Genomic DNA, 18,735 nt, shown 5'->3' on the forward strand with positions numbered 1-18,735 from the left:
CCGCAATGACGTCCTAAGAGGGGATACTTTACTACTTACCTACATCGAATTCAGGTTTATTTAGATAAGACAAATGTAAATAGACCACGTGAACTACAAGCTGTGTGTCTTGGTAGTGCCTTATAAGAGCCATTTGAGATGACACAAGGTGGTAAAATGTCGATACATTCGCTGTACGACCAAAGCAAGTAACCTTATGTTTTAATTAAAACCTCTTTTGGTGCTCACCAGCTCACCATTGCTATAATACTCAATGTCTACTACGGTACCTGATCGCGAGAAAACCTCCCAGCTACCTTCTTTTACACCATCTACTAGTTTGCCAGAGGTGATTTTTCTACCTTTTTCATCAAAGAAAGACCATTGGCCATTAGGCAACCCTCGCTCATAGTTTCCTTTAGAAAACACGGTGCCATCAGCATAATAATTTATAACCTCGCCAAAGCCGTTCTTTAAGCTTCCGGAACTGTGTTTTCTGCCTCGCTCATCAGTGTATTCAGTAATGGACATTAGTCTTCCTTCCACCCATTGCTCTTCTTTCATTGATGCACCGTTCTTATGAAAATAGCCCCAAAGCCCATCTTTCCCGCCTTTTTTATAGCTACCAATAGATTCTAGTTTTCCGGTGCTATAATAATAGAACCATTGACCGGTTTCCAGGTCATCGAGAAAAGAGCCCTCTGCAACTAGTGTTCCTGTTTGGTCAAACGACTTCCAGTTACCAACTCGTTTATCTTTTGAATATCTGCCCAATTCGGAGATCATGCCGTTGTCATGGAAATACTTCCAGGCACCTGTTTTCAGTCCGAGCTCATACTTTCCCTCCGCAGCGAGTAAGCCGTTTTCGTAATACTGCTGATAAAGGCTATCGGCCAGGCCATATTTATAGTGAGTTATCGACTCAAGTTGCTTATTGGGAAACCAGCTTCGGGCAGTGCCAACTGGTTGATCGTTTTTGTAGGTAATTTCGGAAGCGGTGCGTCCGTTCATGTGGTAGGCCACCCAGGTTCCTGTTTTTTTGCCTTTTTCGTAGTATTCAACACCGGCCTCCATATTTGGTCCGTAATAATACTCCCATTTACCATCGCGCTGACCGTTTAGATACAGGCCTTTTTCAATGACATAGCCATCGTAGTCGTATTTTTTCCACTCGCCATGGAGTAAACCGTTTTTATAAGTAGTCTCCACGGTTTTAAAACCATATTCATCGAAGGCTGAGTAGTTTCCATTGAGCAGGCCGTTTTTGTAGTTAGAAATAAACTCGGCCTGACCGTTGGGATGGAAGGCCGTCCAGAATCCTTCTTTTTCTCCACTTTTAAATGTTCCTTTTTCTAAAGGGGAGGAGTTTTCTCTAAAAGATTCCCACTCTCCGTTTAGCTGATTGTGAGCAAAAATGGCTTTTACTGCAACTACCCGGTTGGGGTAAAATAAATAGTATGGACCATTAAGGCTGTCGTTTCTATAACTTAAACGTGCCCGTTCAACCCCGTCTATAAATATATTCCAATAGCCCGATTTTTTCCCCTCAAAGTAGTTGCCTCTATGAATGTAGCTGCTGTCTTTGGAGTAAGCTATCCAAAGCCCGCTTCTTAGTCCGTTTTCTTTTTCACCCTTCTCTGTTAGCTCCAGATCTTCTGAAGGAAAAATTAAAGTAAAAGCCTCTTGGGCCTTGAGGGGGAGTTGTGCTCCGGCCAAAAAAACAAGGGAGAAGAGTAATATTGCTTGTCGCATAAACTATAAGGTGGTTGAGAGTCGCCCTAACGAATCAAATATTAAGCCAAATCAGCCGAGAACCAATCGTTAAAACACTCAAGTGTCAAACGATGGATGGAATTAATTTGGTTCATACTAAACAATCTAAATAACCGTATTGATTGATTTTTTTTAATAAAAGTGGTCGCTTGTGTTATTGACTCTTTGTCAATCAGTAAGTTATGAGTTTCCAATAGCGCGTTAGACCATGGGTTGTCATCCAATAACAGTCGGGTGTTTTTGTTGGCAAGGGCAGGGAGCCGGTCTTCTACATATCGCAGAAAAATACCACTGGCAATAAGGTTACAGGAAAAGTGCCGGCCATACCAAACAATCACTCTGAAAGTAAAAATGTCTGTTTGAGAGAATGAAGAAGGATAATCGAAAACCTGAAAGGGGTATCCGGAGTGATTGTTTCCTCTACTTATTTTAGAAGGAATGCTCGAAAGACCATCTGGTAAACTCCATATTGGTCTGCTTTTCCATAACTCGGCCAACTTTTGCTGGGTGTAGTATAGTAAATCGTTAACCTGTTTATCCGTTTTTAACTTCAATTCAAAGAATTCCTTCTTTTCAAGGAAATCGATCAACTCCTGATTAAGCTCTACCATCTGATGAGCGCTGAAGCCCATGTGAAACCACTCCCAAAAGCAGCCAGACAAACAAGGTCTCCATCTTTTATTCGGCCTTGTTCCCAAGCTTCGCTCATGGCGATAGGAATAGAAGCTGCTGTGGTGTTGCCAAGCTTCATTATGTTATTAAAGACCTTATCGTCAGCGAGACCAAATTGCTTTTGTACGAAGTTGCTAATGCGTAGATTGGCTTGATGAGGTACGAGCAGATCAATATCTTCAGGCGTTAGTCCATTATGCTGCAAGGCCTCTTGTATTACCTCGCTAAAACGCACCACAGCATGTTTGAAAACCGCATTTCCATTCATGGTTAGGTTGAATGTTTTGCCATCCAGCAGTTCTTTAGACAACCTTACTTTACGGCTCGATCCGGGGTCTTTTACGTAAAGCTCCTCAGCATAATCGCCATCGGCATGTAGGTGAGTGGAAAGTATGCCTCTGTCCTCATCGGTAGCCTGAACAATAGCAGCGCCTGCACCATCGGCAAAAATGACTGAACTCGAGCGTCCTTCCGTGGATTTATCCAGAGCAGACGATTGAATCTCCGCACCCACAACCAGAACGGTTTTGTACATACCGGTTTTCACAAATTGGTCGGCAATAGATAGCGCATAGACAAAGCCAGAACAGGCATTTCTTATATCTAATGCGCCAATACCCTGTAGGCCCAGTTCGCGCTGCAAAAGTACCCCGGAACCCGGGAAAAAATAGTCAGGTGTAATAGTAGCAAAAACTATAAAGTCAATATCGTCAGGTTGTAGTCCCGCTCTTTTCAGGGCCAATTTACTGGCTCGTGTAGCCATGTTAGATACGGTGTCTTTTTCCGGATTAAACCAACGTCTTTCCTCAATGCCCGTACGCTCAACGATCCACTCATGGTTGGTGTCCATTATTTTTTCCAGATCGCTGTTCCTCACAATGTTTTCAGGCACATAATGGCCAAGTCCGACTATTCTAGATTTTTTCACAGGCAGGAGTTTTTGTTTGAGTATTATTCATAACCGCTCTTCACAGCATCGTTGCCTTTTTGGGCAACGCACAATTTACGCAAAATAGAACAATGGCGGCATTTTGCCACAAGCCGCTCCGTAAATTGTGGTGAGGAAAGGCTTAAAACATGTAAGAGCTAACATTTTTGGTGAGTGGCTGGCACACAACCCAAAATAAGCTTTAGTTTGCCTGCTGGAAAAAAAGCAACATACTCAAAACATATTCGTAACAGTGTTGGAAAGTAGTTTGAGAGAAATGATGAAAGGTGGTCTTTGCTGTTTTGTGGCCTTGGTACTGGTGACCTTTACAAGCTGTGGTGATCATGAAAAAGAGCTTACTGCCGATGAGATCATTCAAAAAGCGGTGAAGCGTCATGGAGGCGATAATTACGACAACATGGAAGTGGAATTTGACTTTCGCAATCGCCACTTCAGAGCAAAAATCAGCAATGGAGAATATGTTTACGAACGCAGTTTTAAAAGTGACAATGGCTGGGTAACAGACATATGGTCTAATAAAAAATTTAAGCGCATGGTAGGGGAGAAAGAAATAAAACTCGACCGTGAAGATATGCGCACATACCGTACGGCTACTAATTCTGTAATTTATTTTGCACTTCTTCCCTTTAACCTGGACGATCCGGTGGTGAACCGGCAACTAATGCGTTCGGTGGAAATTAAAGGGCAACCCTACTACAAAGTAGAAATTACCTATGGTGAAAATGGAGGAGGGCAAGATTTTGAAGACGTGTACATTTATTGGATACACAAGGAAAACTTCACGGTAGACTACCTGGCCTACTCCTTTAATATAAATGGAGGAGGGGTTCGCTTTAGAGAGGCCTACAACCAGCGTGAGGTCGAAGGCATACGCTTTCAAGATTATATGAACTATACCATAGAAGAAGACTTTCCTGCCCACGAATTAGACTATGCTTTTGTAACCAACAAATTAAAGCTGGTGTCTAAAATTGAGTTGGAAAACGTTGAAGTAAGACTTTTTCCGCAACCGCTGGCCGACTAGCTAAATAAAGTAAGGTTGCCAAACTGATTGGCAGGAGGCACCTTCTCCCACAAGGCGCTCCCATTAAAATTAGGATCTGCCAAACGCGGGTTAATTGTATAGTGTTTTATGGGCTCGTCACTAAACGGCTTAACAAACTCCAGAATGCTTTCGGCTGTGTTGCTGTCATTGAGCCATTCCATCATTAGGTCTTCATTAAGAATGGCCGGCATTCGAGAGGTAACTTCGCTTACATCACCAGAGGCCTCGGTGGTCAAGATCATAAAAGTATTCACCTGTTCACCATCTTCTGTTTCAAAGGTGTCCCATATACCCGCTATACCAAAGAGCGAATTGTTTTGCAGATAAAAGCGGTATGGAACCTGTTCTTTTTTGCCCAGGTCTTTCCAATCATAAAAACTATCGGCAGGGATTATACAACGTTGCTGCTTTAGACTTTTACGTTGAGAAGCCTTGCTTAGGAGGGTTTCTACAGGTGCATAGAGCAGCTTATGGCTCACGCCTTTACTCTTTGTAAAGGAAGGGTGGATGCCCCAATAAAAATAGCTTAGTACATCAGGGTCGGCACTGGTTATGGCCGGTAATAGCTGAGTAGGTTGCGCGTTAAAGGTGCCTTGGTGATTGTCGGGAACTTCAACACTAAAATGTTCTTGAATAAGCTGAGCTTCGGATGCAATAGAGAAGTTAGGGAGCATTTAGTCGATCAAAAATTGGTATTCCAAGTTCGTTAAAAAAGCCTTTGGAATCAAATTGTAAAAAACTTGTTTGCAAAGAAAGCAATAGCCCAACAAAGTGTATGACAGATCGGACTTTATTCTGGTATCTTTAATTTGAATATAGATTGTTTTAAACCTATTTTTGGAGCCTAAATTTTGACGGAGCAATATGGCTGAAATTGTAAAAATGCCAAAGATGAGTGACACCATGGAAGAAGGTGTTATTGCGGTTTGGCATAAAAAAGTTGGTGATAAAGTAGAATCTGGAGAATTGATGGCCGAAATCGAGACCGATAAGGCTACCATGGACTATGAATCATTTCATGAAGGCACTGTGCTGTACCTTGGTGCAAAAGAAGGAGAAGCGGTAGCCGTAAATGGCATATTGGCAATTGTTGGCGAAGAGGGAGAAGATTATAAAGCCCTTTTGAATGGAGCCCAGGAAGAAGCCACCGAAGAAAAGAAAGAAGAGAAAAAGGCAGAACCCCAAAAAGCTGCTGAAAAAATAGATACCAGCAACATCAATGCTGAAATTGTACGCATGCCCAAAATGAGTGACACCATGGAAGAAGGTGTTATTGCGGCATGGCACAAGAAGGTAGGCGATAAAGTGGAAGCTGGAGAACTAATGGCCGAAATTGAAACCGATAAGGCCACTATGGAATACGAGTCCTACCACGATGGTACCGTACTTTACCTGGGAGCTGAGGAAGGAAGTTCGGTAAAAGTAGATGGTATTTTGGCAGTAGTTGGTGAAGAAGGTGCCGATTATGAGGCACTCATTAAGGCCGACCAGCAAGGAGGTACTTCTGATGATGAGCCGACTCCGGCTGCCAAAGAAGAGAGCAAACAGGAAGAAGCCAAGAGCGAGCCTATATCTTCGGGTTCTTCCTCAAACAATACATCAGGAAGCAATGGCCGTATCAAAGCCTCTCCTTTAGCAAAGAAAATGGCAGAAGAAAGGGGGATTGACATCAGCCTTGTAAAAGGTAGTGGAGATGGCGGACGTATTGTGAAGCGTGATGTTGAGAACTACGTACCAAGTCAGCAAGCGCAGGCTCCGGCTCAGGAAGCCGCTGCAGCTCCGGCTGTGCAGCTACCCAAAGTAGTTGGCGAAGAAAGCTTTGAGGAGATGAGAGTGAGTCAAATGCGTAAAACCATTGCTAAGAGACTTTCTCAAAGCAAATTTACCGCACCGCACTTCTACCTCACCATGGAAATCAACATGGATAAGGCCATAGAAGCCAGAAAGAGTATGAATGAGGTTTCACCGGTAAAAATATCGTTTAACGATATGGTCATTAAGGCTGCCTCGGTGGCCCTGAGAAAACATCCACAGGTAAACTCATCATGGCTAGAAGATAAAATCCGTATAAATCACCATGTGCACATTGGTGTAGCCGTGGCGGTCGATGAGGGACTGCTTGTGCCGGTTGTACGATTTGCCGATAGTAAACCACTTTCGCATATTTCTGCCGAGGTGAAAGAGTTGGGAGGAAAGGCCAAGAATAAAAAGCTTCAACCCGAAGAAATGTCGGGCAATACCTTTACCATTTCTAACCTGGGAATGTTTGGTATAGACGAATTTACGGCCATCATTAATCCGCCTGATGCCTGTATTATGGCCGTTGGAGGCATTAAAGAAACAGCCGTAGTTAAAGATGGTCAGTTGACCATTGGAAACATTATGAAGGTAACCTTATCGTGCGATCACCGTGTAGTGGATGGGGCAGTAGGTTCCGCCTTCTTGCAAACCTTCAAGAGTCTGCTGGAAGATCCGGTGAGGCTATTGGTATAAAGAACTAACAAATGCTGCTTTAAGAGCCTCAGACTTTTATGTGTAAAAGTCTGATCCGATTGCTCATTAAAACCAGAATGCCGAAGGGCTACGGTTTTGGGTAATGGCTTTTGAAGCAGCATTTTTCATTAAAGCAAATTGAAAATGACAAAGATAAAATCGACAACCGTTTTGGCCGTAAAGCACAATGGAGGTATTGCCATAGGTGCCGATGGTCAGGCTACTATGGGAAACACTGTGGCTAAGAGCAATGTAAAAAAAATCAGGAAACTTCAGGAAGGTAAGATAGTGACCGGCTTTGCAGGATCTACTGCTGACGCCTTTACTTTGCTGGAGCGTTTCGATGAGAAACTAAATGCCTATGGGGGTAACATGAAACGCGCAGCCATAGAGTTGGCCAAAGACTGGCGTATGGATCGTTACCTGAGACGGTTGGAGTCTATGCTCATTGTGGCCGATAAAGAAGACATATTAATTCTCTCCGGAACCGGTGATGTATTAGAACCTGACAATGGCATTGCAGCCATAGGATCAGGGAGCATGTATGCCCAGGCGGCAGCTCAGGCTCTGGTAAAGCATGCTCCTGAACTTGACAGCTATAAAATTGTTGAAGAAAGCTTAAAAATTGCTGCTGACATCTGTATTTACACCAATAGTAATTTGATTATTGAGAGAATTTCCTAAATTTGTGTTTAGAAATAGTGCAACTTTTTCTAACACCAACAACACCTATCATTTTCTAACTATTCTGAGATATTCAGACATTGAAAGCGCATGCTTTCTAAAACAAAGAAAATGAAAACCATAGGTAGATTATTAATTCTCTCATTCTTAACTGTAGTGCTTGGGGCTTGTGCAGAGTCTCCGGTGGTTAACTATCAGGAAGCTACAGAAGGAAGACTTCTGTTGGGAGCCAATGTGCACCTGGGAAATGGTGAGGTAGTAGAGAATGCTGCACTTGGTGTAAAAGATGGCTATGTGACCCTTCTGGCTGCCGATGCACTAGATCAGTTAGACCTGAGAAAATTTCAGGTAGATCGGTTAGGGCCGGAGTACCATATTTATCCTTTTAAGAAAATTGATGCCGGAAATTCTGGGATTGTCCTGGCAAGGGCCGATTCAGAACCAATAAATATTGCGATACGCGACAAAGAAGTGGAAAAATGTATAACCATTGGTTGTGAAGCGCAGTTGTTAATATGCTACGGAAGCATTCAAGATATCTCCAAGTTCAGAGTAGACTATGTGGTGATGGGAGGAGAGAAAGTTAAGATAATGAGGCAAAGCGACTACGGTTCCGCTATACTGCCCGATTAAATTGTAACAGTCTGATCATATACATAAAAGGCCGCTGTGATATCATAGCGGTTTTTTGTTTTTAAGCCGTTTTTAAGGATATCAGTCCTTTATTGGCAAGCTTCCTCAATTGATTCCCTAATCAACCTTCCGGCAGTTTCTATATCTTCCATACTTATATTGATGGGAGGAGCCAGGCGGAAGCTTTCAGGGCAAGAGAGAAACCAGAAAGTAATAATACCTCTCTTTAAACAGGCTTGAACAATTTTTTGAACCAATTCAGCATGCTCAAATTCAATGGCGAACATTAGCCCCTTTCTGCGAATCTCCTTTATGGCCGAATGTCTAATAGCCTTTTCCAAATGGTAGCCTTTTTCTTCAACCGAAGCGAGCATATTCTCTTTTTCAATAGCCCTGAGGTTGGCCAAAGCGGCAGCGCAGTTTACGGGATGCCCGCCAAAAGTAGTAATATGGCCCAGCATGGGGGCATGGGTAAAGAGATTCATTTTTTTATGCGAAGAAATAAACGCTCCAATGGGCATTCCTCCGCCAAGGGCTTTGGCAAGGGTGAGGATATCCGGTACTACTTCATAGTGTTCAAAGGCAAACATTTTACCGGTACGACCAATGCCTGTTTGTATTTCATCGAAAATAAGCTGAGTCCCTGTTTGGTTGCACTTATTGCGCAATGCCTCCAGAAACTCCCTGGTGGCTATGCGTACCCCGGCATCTCCCTGAATTGGTTCTACCAAAACAGCGGCAGTTTTTTCAGAAATAAGTTCTACATCAGCTAGTCGATTGAAATGAATGAAGCGAACATCGGGCAATAAAGGTCTAAAACGATACTTCTTGGTTTCGTTGCCCGATACACTAAGAGCTCCGTGAGTGCTGCCATGGTACGACTTGTGGCAGGAAATTATTTCTGTTCTGCCAGTAACCCGTTTGGCTAGTTTTAAAGCTCCTTCAATGGCTTCGGCTCCGCTGTTTACAAAATAGCTACAGTTTAGACTTTTGGGGAGTAGCCCGGCTAGCTCAAGAGCCAATTGGTTTTGAGGTGTTTGAATAAACTCTCCGTAGGCCATTACATGCATATACTTGTCTAATTGCTCTTTAATGGCGGCTACTACTTTGGGATGTCGATGGCCTATGTTTGTTACCGCTATACCGGAAATGAGGTCGTAGTATTGCTTACCATTCTTATCAAAAATATATGTGCCTTCGGCATGGCTCACTTCTATAGCCAATGGGTGAGGAGAAGTTTGAGCCAAATGGTGCAAAAAGATTTCCTGCGAGTTCATGTGCGAAATTAATGAAGTTCTGCATTCCCATTGGTACCTATTCATTAGTTTTGACCTATGTTGAATACCACTCCTTTTAGCCCTTTTGAGAAAGGATTTTTGTGGTTCTTTCTGTGTCTGGTTGTATTCGCCTTTTATTATCAGTTGGGTATCTATCCATTGTTTCTGGAGGAGCCCCGTAGGGGATTAATTGCTCTGGAAATGATGATGCAGGATAATTACTGGGTTCCGACACAAACGGGTGATTTGTACTTCAGGAAACCACCATTGTACAATTGGCTTCTCATTTTGTCGTACAAGGTATTTGGTGTCAATGAGTGGGCCACTCGTTTTTTTTCGGTTTCAAGTCACCTGCTTTTAGGGCTTATCACCTATCTGTTTTCTAAGAGATATTTGGGCAATGCATTGGCTGTGCTTGTGGCCTTTAGCTATTTGTTGGCGGTAGATATACTGGTGTATTTTTCGGCTTTAGGCGAAATAGACTTGTTCTATGCGCTGCTTACCACCCCAATACTTTTTGGGATATTCCACTACGGGGAAAAGGGTAGCTACCTTAAGCTTTTTCTTTTGGTATATGGGCTAACAGCCCTGGCCTTCCTTACCAAGGGCTTAAGTGCCCTTCCATTTACTGGTATTAGTTTGTTGGTATATTTCAGTTGGAAAAAGCGTTTTAGAGAGCTTTTCTTTTGGAGGCATTGGTTGGGTATCTTGCTGTTCTCAGTCTTGGTAGGAGGGTACTTTTATCAGTATAGCCAGTACGAGGAAGTAAGCGGATGGTGGACTACTTTGTTCAGCGAATCAGCCGAGAAGGCCACAGGAGGAGGCTTTTCTAAATGGATTAATCATTTAATAGCTTTTCCCCTCGATACACTCAAAAACCTGCTTCCGGCTACTTTTTTCTTGCCCGTTATTTTCAGAAAGCAGATTATCCAGTTGCTTAAAGCCAACCGATTGGTTTGGTATGGCGTGCTTGTATTCCTAAGTAATTTTGCGGTGTATTGGTTGTCTACTGAAGGGCGATCGAGATACATTTACCCCTTGTTCCCTTTCGCTTGTCTGGTGTTGATTTATGCCGGAGAGTTGTCTGGCGTTCGCTGGAAAGATAAGTACCTTAGAGCAGTTTCCATTGTTTGTGCGGGGCTTATGATTATCGCTTTTGCAGCCATTCCGTTTTTACCTTCCTTAGAAGCGGTTGACAATCGATGGGTAATAACCGGTATGGGGGTGTTCCTTCTCACCGTGCTTTTAGGGATTACTTTAAAAGGAAGGGTGAGACCCTATTTGGCTGTTTTGGCCGTATTGTGTGTTTTGCGTATAGGTTTTTCTTTCATTGTTCCGCAAACAAGGGAAAAGACAACGGGAGCAGCCAAGGACAAGGCTTTGGCAACCGAATTTGCCTTACTTACGGAAGGAAAGCCACTTTACAGGCTTGGTGATGTGCGCATGTCGCTAACTGTAGTTTTTTACCTGGAAAGAGAGCGTGGAGAAGTATTGAAACAGAAAGGAGAGTTTTCGCAGGGGTATTTTTTCTGCTATACAGAAGATTTACCCACCACATACCAACAGGTGGGGGAGCTGAGTTATCACGGAGAGCCCATACATTTAATTCGCTATACACCTTAAGCAATTTTTCTGAATCTGCTGTTAGTAATTGCTGCCTGAATGTGGTGCCTGAAGTAATTGGGTAAAACAGGCTTTTGCAGTACAGCCACTATGTCAGACGTTTTTACATCGTCAGGATTGTTGCCGGTAAGTATAAGGGCCGGCATGGCAGCATTGATTTCGTTGGCTTTTTCAACTAACTCCGTTCCATTCATAAACGGAAGTTGATTATCGCTAATCATTAGATCGAAACGCTGCTCTTGTAACATTTGCAAGGCCAGAAAGCCATCGCTGGCATGGAATACCTCATAGTTCCATGATTCAAGCATTTTCTTATATACCATTAATGATACCCTGTCGTCTTCTACCAATAATATCTTGAGTCTGTTCATAACCTTCCTGTTTTATGATTCAAATATTGGCCTAATAATGATGGTACGTGAGATTCTTCGACCATTGGAAGGATTTCTGGGATGAGCATAAAAAAAGCCCAGATGAGAAACCTGAGCTTTTTGGTGACTTTAGCGTCTATTATTTTCGTTTGAGTACTTTTCTAACCGCCTTGGCTATATTTTCAGCATCAATGCCATATTTTTTCATAAGCTCATCGGGAGTACCGCTTTCGCCAAATGAATCGTTTACGGCTACCATTTCGAGCGGAGCGGGATGATGTAGAGCCAGCGTCTGTGCTATGCTGTCGCCAAGTCCACCGTTCATTTGGTGTTCTTCGGCCGTAACCACACAACCGGTTTTGCTTACCGAAGCCAAAACGGCTTCTACATCCAGCGGTTTTATGGTGTGTATGTTAATTACTTCTACACTTATGCCCTCTTTGGCCAGTTCCTCTTCGGCCACTATGGCCTCCCACACCAGGTGTCCTGTTGCAAAGATGGTTACGTCCGACCCTTCTATGAGGTGGAGTGCTTTGCCAATTTCAAATTTCTGATCCTCAGGGGTGAAAATAGGCACTTTGGGGCGCCCAAAGCGTAGGTAAACGGGGCCCTGATGCTCAGCAATGGCTATGGTAGCGGCCTTAGTTTGATTATAATCGCATGGGTTGATCACCGTCATGTGAGGTAACATTTTCATCATGCCAATATCTTCCAGTATTTGGTGGGTAGCCCCATCTTCGCCAAGAGTAAGACCTGCGTGTGAGGCACAGATTTTTACATTCTTGCCGGAATAGGCAATAGACTGTCTTATCTGATCGTAGACTCTTCCGGTAGAAAAGTTGGCAAAGGTTCCTGTAAACGGAATTTTTCCACCTATGGTCAGGCCAGCAGCAATACCCATCATGTTGGCTTCTGCAATTCCTACCTGAAAGAATCGGTCAGGATTCTCATCAATAAAATCCTGCATTTTCAAAGAGCCCACCAAGTCGGCACAAAGGGCCACAACATCAGGGTTGATTCTACCGAGTTCAGCAAGGCCTGCGCCAAAACCTGAACGTGTATCTTGCTTTTGAGTGTAAGTGAATTTTGTCATGTTGCTGAATTAGTAGTCGCCTAGGGTTTCGTTCAATTGAGATAGGGCAGAGGCCAGTTGCTCATCGTTAGGGGCAATTCCATGCCATTTATGAGTGCCTACCATAAAGTCTACTCCGTAGCCCATTTCGGTATGCATTAGGTTCATTACAGGCTTTCCTTTACCACTCAGGGTTTTGGCTTCTTCCATGCTTTTTACAATGGAAGCCATATCGTTGCCTTCGCTCTCCATTACTGTCCAGCCAAAAGCTTCCCATTTGGCTCTTAAGTCACCTAGAGACATAACTTCTTCTGTTGGCCCGTCAATTTGCTGGCCGTTCACATCGATGGTCGCAATAAGGTTGTCTACTTTATGGTGAGCCGCATACATGGCCGCTTCCCATACCTGGCCTTCTTCTATTTCGCCATCGCCCATGAGTATGTATACCAGGTGATTGTCTTTGTTTAGTTTTTTGGCCTGTGCAGCTCCACAAGCCACAGAAAGTCCCTGGCCCAAAGAACCTGAGGCTACGCGAATGCCGGGAAGGCCTTCTTCGGTAGCAGGATGACCCTGAAGACGGGAGTTTATTTTGCGGAAAGTGGCAAGTTCGGCCACATCGAAGTAGCCGGCTCTGGCCAATACGCTATACCAAACCGGTGAGATGTGGCCATTAGATAAGAAAAAGATATCTTCATTCTTTCCATCCGGATCGAAATGATCTTTCCTCTCCATCAGGTTAAAATACAGGGCTACTAAAAAATCGGTGCAGCCCAACGAGCCACCGGGGTGGCCTGAGCTGGCCCCATGCACCATGCGTACAATGTCTCTTCGCACTTGAGAGGCTATTTGCTCAAGTTCTTCGATGTTCTTTTTACTCACCTTTCAAAGTTGTTTATGGTTGTGGAATTATTTTAAAATTTGCGCTGCGTGGTCTTTGGTTTTTACCTTTTCAATGACCTCTTCAATAATGCCTTTTTCGTTAATGATAAAGGTTGTTCTGGCCGTGCCCATGTACTTTCTGCCATACATTTGTTTTTCTACCCAGGTGCCAAACTGTTCGTGAATGCTCTTGTCTTCATCGGCAATGAGCGGAAAGGGCAGCTCAAATTTATTGATGAAGTTTTGGTGTTTTTTGGGAGAATCGGAACTAATACCTACCACTGCGTAGCCTGCCTTAAGCAGTGCTTCGTAGTTATCGCGCAGGTTGCAGGCCTGGGCGGTACAGCCGGGTGTATTGTCTTTGGGGTAGAAGTAAAGAGCCAGTTTTTTTCCGGCAAAATCTGAAAGTTTTATGGTGTTTCCATCTTGGTCGATGCCTTCAAAGGCAGGGGCTTTGTCGCCTACTGTTAAGCTCATGCTATTCAATGTTTAGTTTTAGAATTGATTCGTTTCCGGCATTATCTGCCACTTTCAATTCAAACTCTCCTTTGAGTGGTTTGTTTTTATGAAGCATTTCTGACCAAATGAGTTTCTTTTTGGGTTCATAATGCATCAGCAACCACTCGCCATTCAATTTCGCTTCAAAGTTATTAATCCCTGAAAGTTTATCGTCAATAGTCAGGCTAATTATATTGTTTTGAACAGACCTTTTCCTGATGGTTGGAGGTTCAAGGTCTTTCAGTAGGGTGTACTTACCGAAACCATGCATGGTAAAGCGGGCTTTTCCGTCCTTAATGGTGCCTCCAACAAAGCCGGCATTTCCGGAACCATCTACCATATAGAGTCGGTATTGGCTGAGCGAATCGTAGCTGCCCAATAGCTCCATTTCTACCTCTATTCCCCCCTTAAGCGGATATATATCTTCTGAGAATTCAAATACATCTTTTCCCGTTTTTTCGTCTACATAATGTTTGGCTCTGAAATACAGTGTATCGAACAGAGTTGATTTAGAAAATTTCAGGGAGTAGGTGTCGGCCAGAAACGAGTGTTCGCTAGCGGCAGGCACACGGTCTGAATAGGCTATTTCCTGATGGCTACCATCTCTGTAAACGACTTCCAGTGGAAGCACTTTTCTCAGGTCTATGAGGTACACGTTCTGTTGGTCGTTGTAGTAGGCGGGTTCATAGACCTTGGATCCTTGTTGGTTATAAACCGTGATTTTATTGTTGATGCTATCTCTGGACTGAAAAAGCATCAGAGTATTGTCTAGCGTATACGAGTTGTACTTTACTTTTATGGGGTCCGACAGACACTCTATTGTTCGTAACCCCTTAATGACAAACTGCACCGTACTTTTGTTGCCGTAGGCATCGCGGGCTTCAATACGCACATTCTTTATGGCATTGGCTTCAACCAACAGATAGCCGTTGTTTTTCTTTTTCGGGTAGAATTTCAACGGGTTGCCATCGTCTACATATAGCTTGTTGAATCTCTTACGGGTTTCTTTGGCAGCCTGATAGTTGGTGTGAATGAGTATATTTTTCTGGAGCGAAAAGTTAATGCTATCAATGTTTTGCTGAAAATAGAGTTCGTCATTTACATATACATCGATAAGCGGTACTCCATTGCGGTTGGAAGCACCGTTCAGTTGATCGTAGGTAAAAATTTCCATGCCTATCTGTCCCAGGGCATAGATGGTGTCGGTATGAAGTCCGCGGCTGTTTTTAGACTGTAGGTCGAATTCAAAGCGGCCAAATTGTTGATTGACCCTGGACTGTATGTTGTTGGTCTTTAAGGCCAGGGTTTCAATTTTAGGAGGAATGTTGTCTTTAATTTGATTGAAGCCAATGCGCAAAGGATCGAGTACTTCGTGGTTTACTCCCCGGATTTCGAAATGGAGATGAGGCCCGGTGGAAGACCCTGAATTACCGGAGAATCCAATCACTTCGCCTTTTTTAACCGTGAATTCTCCTTTTTTAGGAAAGAGGTTAACCTCGAACGACTTTCTTCGGTACTGCTCTTTCAGAGTGTATTCGGCAATGGCTTCACTGAAATTTCTAAGGTGGGCGTAAACGGTAGAGGTTCCGTTAGGGTGTTGAATATAAATACAGTTGCCGTAGCCTCCTGTGCCTACACGAATGCGGCTCACATAGCCATCGGCTGAGGCCAATACGGAAAGGCCTTCTACTCCGTTGGTCTTAATGTCGAGCCCGGCATGGAAATGACTGGAGCGTAGTTCGCCCATGTTGCCGCTTAAGAAATTATCCTTTTCCGGCTGAATGGGGAATACATAATAGTCTTTATCTATTGCATCGTATTGTGCAAAAGCATGGGAGCTAAGTGCGACCAGCAGGGCACCTACAATGAGCTTACTTAATTTCAACTTCCAACATTTTTGTTCCTTCTATATACGCTTCTAGCTTATCGCCAATGGCTATGGGGCCAACCCCTGCGGGGGTACCGGTAAAGATGATATCTCCTTTCTTTAATGTAAAGTAGCGCGAAACGTAGGCCACTATTTCATCGAACGGAAATAACATCAGGCTGGTATTGCCCTGTTGTTTCATGTCACCGTTTTGGTGCAGTGAAAAGTTAAGGTTGGCCAGGTCGAAATCGGTTTTTGAAACAAAGTCAGATATGGGGGCCGAACCATTAAAGGCTTTGGCAATTTCCCAGGGCAATCCTTTTTCTTTGCATTGCTGCTGCAAATCTCTTGCCGTAAAGTCTATGCCAATGCCTATTTCTTCGTAGTACTTATGGGCAAATTTAGGGTCGATATATTTACCTTCTCTATTGATTTTGAGGAGTATTTCCACCTCAAAATGAATGTCTTTGCTAAAGTCGGGGTAGTAGAAGGGAGCGTTGTTTCTCAGCAAAGCCGTGTCGGGTTTCATAAATACAACAGGCTGGCTGGGTTTTTCGTTATTCAGTTCTGCAATATGGGCAGCGTAGTTTCTGCCAATGGCAATAATTTTCATAAAGTAGTTTCAGTTTCGGAACAAATTTGACTCAAATGTATTTAATCACTCGGTCTGGTAAACGCTTAAATTTGTGAGCATCTACAGATGCTTAAAAAAGCACATTGGCCAGAACAAATTTAAAATACCCTAGTCGTTTGACAACCTAAAGAGATTGTTCAACTTTGAATAGCTAAAGATACAAACAAGCATGAAAGCAACCTTGAAAACGCGATTTGCAGTATTGATTTTTACACTGATGGTGGGCATTTGGGCCTGCACGACAGTGCCTATTACAGGAAGAAAACAAATGACGGGGCTTATTGGCAACCAACAGGTTATAGCCATGAGTGCCGATGCCTACAAACAGGTAATGGATTCTGTAAAACTATCGGACAATGTGCAACAAACGCAAATGATCAAGCGGGTTGGCGGACGTATTCAGCAGGCGGTTGAAAAGTATTTGGCCGATAATGGCAAAGCCGATTTGCTGGAAGGATTCAACTGGGAGTTTAACCTGATTGACAATGATACTACTGTAAATGCTTGGGCCATGCCCGGAGGCAAGGTGGCCTTTTATACTGGTATTTTGCCTATCTGCAAGGACGACCTGGGGGTAGCTGTTGTGATGGGACATGAGGTGGCCCATGCCGTGGCCAAACATGGACAAGAACGTATGAATAATGCCTATGCCAAGCAAATTGGCCTTTCGATTGGGGCTGTGGCTTTGGGGCAAGACCCAACGTTGGGTCAGCGTTTGGTTTTTCAGGCAGTTGGACTGGGCTCAGAGCTGGGGATGCTCGCATTTTCCAGAACGCATGAGTCGGAGGCCGATGAGCTTGGGCTGATCTTTATGGCCATTGCCGGCTACGATCCTTCTGAAGCTCCCAAGTTTTGGGAACGCATGTCGGCCAATAGCGGTGGGCAGGCGCCTCCGGAGTTTCTTTCAACTCACCCTTCTCATGAAACCCGTATCGAGCGCCTCAATGCCAAATTGCCGGAGGCTATGGAGTATTACAGAAACAGCGAAATGAAGTAACAGGGTAGAATTTTAAAGCCAGGAAGTGGATATTAACTGAGTGATTTTAGTTACTGATCCACTTCATTGCGCTTTGAGATATCTTTTACTGATCGTGACCTTTGGCTTTGTCGCATCGATTGTCCGCTCAATTCTCCCTATTTAAGTTCGGGTTTAATAGGAAAAAGCTGGTGCCACCTTCAAGCCTTTGTCATCCTTCTTCCATAACCAATCCTTATAGACGAATCAACCAATTCACCTCTTAGGCCTCTCCACTACGGTCGGGGAGGAAGGTAGGATGGCTAAGATTAGCACACGGTTTCCCGATTAACTGATAACCGATCAACGAATAACTTACTCAGGTGCAGGGTCTTGTGAGATGTTGAAACGAGTTCAGCATGACGTGGGTATGGTTGGCTTTTGTGGTAGCCGTTACTATGAGAAACATACTAATAACCTGTTTTCTGTTTTTCCGATTAACCGATAACCTATCAACGAATAACCTACTCTGGTGCAGGGCTGTGGGAGATGCTGAAACAGGTTCAGCATGACGTGGGTATGGTTGCTTTTGTGGTACACATAACTGTGAATAATGAACTGGGAGCCCGTTTTCCGTTTTCTGTTTACCTGATAACTGATCAATTAATCCTTATAGACGAATCAACCAATTCCCTTGGCAGGCCTCTCCACTACGGTCGAGGAGGAAAGTAGGATGGCTAAGATTAGCCCACGGTTTCCCGATTAACTGATCAACCAAAAACCTACTGAGGTGCAAGTCTTGTGAGATGCTGAAACAGGTTCAGCATGACGTGTTATGGTTGCTTTTGCGGTGCACGTAACTGTGAATAATGAACTGGGAGCCCGTTTTCCGATTACCTGATAACTGATCAATTAATCCTTATAGACGAATCAACCAATTCACCTCTTAGGCCTCTCCACTACGGTCGGGGAGGAAGGTAGGATGGCTAAGATTAGCCCACGGTTTTCCGATTAACTGATCAACCAAAAACCTACTGAGGTGCAAGGCTGTGGGAGATGCTGAAACAGGTTCAGCATGACGTGGGTATGGTTGCTTTTGCGGTAGCCGTTACTATGAGAAATATACTAATAACCTGTTTTCTGTTTTTCCGATTAACCGATAACCGATCAACGAATAACTTACTCTGGTGCGAAGTCTTGTGAGATGCTGAAACAGGTTCAGCATGACGTTGGTATGGTTGCTTTTGTGGTACGCGTAGCTATGAATGATGAACTGGGAGCCCGTTTTCCGTTTTCTGATTACCTGATAACTGATCAACCAAAAACCTACT

The 18,735-nt window shown here is 43.7% G+C and carries 17 protein-coding genes; 6 read left to right on the forward strand and 11 right to left on the reverse strand.

Annotation, left to right across the window (positions count from 1 at the left end; translation table 11 throughout):
• Positions 1 to 201: 201 nt before the first annotated feature.
• From B3O12_RS08185 to B3O12_RS08195, 3 genes are read right to left on the reverse strand one after another with little or no spacing between them, the layout of a single operon-like run.
• On the reverse strand, positions 202 to 1,731 hold the full coding sequence (locus B3O12_RS08185; RefSeq protein WP_286755942.1) for a toxin-antitoxin system YwqK family antitoxin: 1,530 nt from the start codon (positions 1,729 to 1,731) through the stop codon (positions 202 to 204).
• A gap of 41 nt (positions 1,732 to 1,772) precedes the next feature.
• Positions 1,773 to 2,363 (reverse strand): hypothetical protein, encoded by a 591-nt coding sequence (locus B3O12_RS08190; protein WP_286755943.1) that lies wholly within the window; start codon positions 2,361 to 2,363, stop codon positions 1,773 to 1,775.
• Complete coding sequence (locus B3O12_RS08195) at positions 2,357 to 3,352, reverse strand: 3-oxoacyl-ACP synthase III family protein (RefSeq protein ID WP_189629825.1); 996 nt, start codon at positions 3,350 to 3,352, stop codon at positions 2,357 to 2,359. The genes B3O12_RS08190 and B3O12_RS08195 overlap by 7 nt, the downstream gene beginning before the upstream one ends.
• A gap of 253 nt (positions 3,353 to 3,605) precedes the next feature.
• Here B3O12_RS08195 and B3O12_RS08200 point away from each other — a divergent pair, with 253 nt between their 5' ends.
• Positions 3,606 to 4,397, forward strand: a complete 792-nt coding sequence (locus B3O12_RS08200; protein ID WP_189629826.1) for a DUF6503 family protein — start codon at positions 3,606 to 3,608, stop codon at positions 4,395 to 4,397.
• Here the strand turns inward: B3O12_RS08200 and B3O12_RS08205 are convergent.
• Positions 4,394 to 5,092 carry an SOS response-associated peptidase gene (locus B3O12_RS08205; protein ID WP_189629827.1) on the reverse strand — a complete coding sequence of 233 codons (699 nt, stop codon included), beginning with the start codon at positions 5,090 to 5,092 and terminating at the stop codon, positions 4,394 to 4,396. The two genes, B3O12_RS08200 and B3O12_RS08205, sit on opposite strands and share 4 nt — an antisense overlap.
• A gap of 190 nt (positions 5,093 to 5,282) precedes the next feature.
• On the opposite strand from B3O12_RS08205, the gene B3O12_RS08210 reads away from it, so the two are divergent.
• The 3 genes from B3O12_RS08210 to B3O12_RS08220 all read left to right on the forward strand — a co-directional run bounded on the left by B3O12_RS08210 (position 5,283) and on the right by B3O12_RS08220 (position 8,228).
• Positions 5,283 to 6,911, forward strand: coding sequence for a pyruvate dehydrogenase complex dihydrolipoamide acetyltransferase (locus B3O12_RS08210; RefSeq protein ID WP_286755945.1), 1,629 nt, complete (start codon positions 5,283 to 5,285; stop codon positions 6,909 to 6,911).
• A 144-nt stretch (positions 6,912 to 7,055) separates the two neighbouring features.
• The gene (gene hslV, locus B3O12_RS08215; protein WP_189629829.1) at positions 7,056 to 7,595 is read left to right on the forward strand and encodes an ATP-dependent protease subunit HslV; all 540 of its coding nucleotides are present in this window, start codon (positions 7,056 to 7,058) and stop codon (positions 7,593 to 7,595) included.
• Between the two features lie 111 nt (positions 7,596 to 7,706).
• Positions 7,707 to 8,228: a hypothetical protein gene (locus B3O12_RS08220; RefSeq protein WP_286745499.1), complete on the forward strand. Its 522-nt coding sequence runs from the start codon at positions 7,707 to 7,709 to the stop codon at positions 8,226 to 8,228.
• An 89-nt stretch (positions 8,229 to 8,317) separates the two neighbouring features.
• Here the strand turns inward: B3O12_RS08220 and B3O12_RS08225 are convergent, their stop codons facing one another.
• Positions 8,318 to 9,505: an aspartate aminotransferase family protein gene (locus tag B3O12_RS08225; protein WP_286755946.1), complete on the reverse strand. Its 1,188-nt coding sequence runs from the start codon at positions 9,503 to 9,505 to the stop codon at positions 8,318 to 8,320.
• Between the two features lie 57 nt (positions 9,506 to 9,562).
• Here B3O12_RS08225 and B3O12_RS08230 point away from each other — a divergent pair, with 57 nt between their 5' ends.
• Positions 9,563 to 11,128 carry an ArnT family glycosyltransferase gene (locus B3O12_RS08230; RefSeq protein WP_286755947.1) on the forward strand — a complete coding sequence of 522 codons (1,566 nt, stop codon included), beginning with the start codon at positions 9,563 to 9,565 and terminating at the stop codon, positions 11,126 to 11,128.
• Here B3O12_RS08230 and B3O12_RS08235 read toward each other — a convergent pair.
• From B3O12_RS08235 to B3O12_RS08260, 6 genes are all read right to left on the reverse strand, one after another.
• Complete coding sequence (locus B3O12_RS08235) at positions 11,125 to 11,499, reverse strand: response regulator (RefSeq protein WP_189629833.1); 375 nt, start codon at positions 11,497 to 11,499, stop codon at positions 11,125 to 11,127. The two genes, B3O12_RS08230 and B3O12_RS08235, sit on opposite strands and share 4 nt — an antisense overlap.
• Before the next feature lie 139 nt (positions 11,500 to 11,638).
• A complete protein-coding gene (locus tag B3O12_RS08240; protein ID WP_189629834.1) occupies positions 11,639 to 12,592 on the reverse strand; it encodes a transketolase family protein in 954 nt (317 codons plus the stop codon).
• A gap of 9 nt (positions 12,593 to 12,601) precedes the next feature.
• Positions 12,602 to 13,450 (reverse strand): transketolase, encoded by an 849-nt coding sequence (locus tag B3O12_RS08245; protein WP_189629835.1) that lies wholly within the window; start codon positions 13,448 to 13,450, stop codon positions 12,602 to 12,604.
• 27 nt (positions 13,451 to 13,477) lie between these two features.
• On the reverse strand, positions 13,478 to 13,927 hold the full coding sequence (gene bcp / locus B3O12_RS08250) for a thioredoxin-dependent thiol peroxidase (protein WP_189629836.1): 450 nt from the start codon (positions 13,925 to 13,927) through the stop codon (positions 13,478 to 13,480).
• A gap of 1 nt (position 13,928) precedes the next feature.
• Complete coding sequence (locus tag B3O12_RS08255) at positions 13,929 to 15,833, reverse strand: M23 family metallopeptidase (protein ID WP_286755949.1); 1,905 nt, start codon at positions 15,831 to 15,833, stop codon at positions 13,929 to 13,931.
• On the reverse strand, positions 15,820 to 16,428 hold the full coding sequence (locus B3O12_RS08260) for a fumarylacetoacetate hydrolase family protein (RefSeq protein ID WP_286755950.1): 609 nt from the start codon (positions 16,426 to 16,428) through the stop codon (positions 15,820 to 15,822). Before B3O12_RS08260 ends, B3O12_RS08255 begins: the two co-directional genes overlap by 14 nt.
• A gap of 190 nt (positions 16,429 to 16,618) precedes the next feature.
• On the opposite strand from B3O12_RS08260, the gene B3O12_RS08265 reads away from it, so the two are divergent.
• Positions 16,619 to 17,446, forward strand: coding sequence for a M48 family metallopeptidase (locus tag B3O12_RS08265; protein WP_286745515.1), 828 nt, complete (start codon positions 16,619 to 16,621; stop codon positions 17,444 to 17,446).
• The last annotated feature ends 1,289 nt before the right edge of the window (positions 17,447 to 18,735 follow it).

It is taken from the genome of Roseivirga sp. UBA838 (assembly GCF_002296035.1).
In the GTDB taxonomy this organism is placed as follows: domain Bacteria; phylum Bacteroidota; class Bacteroidia; order Cytophagales; family Cyclobacteriaceae; genus Roseivirga; species Roseivirga thermotolerans.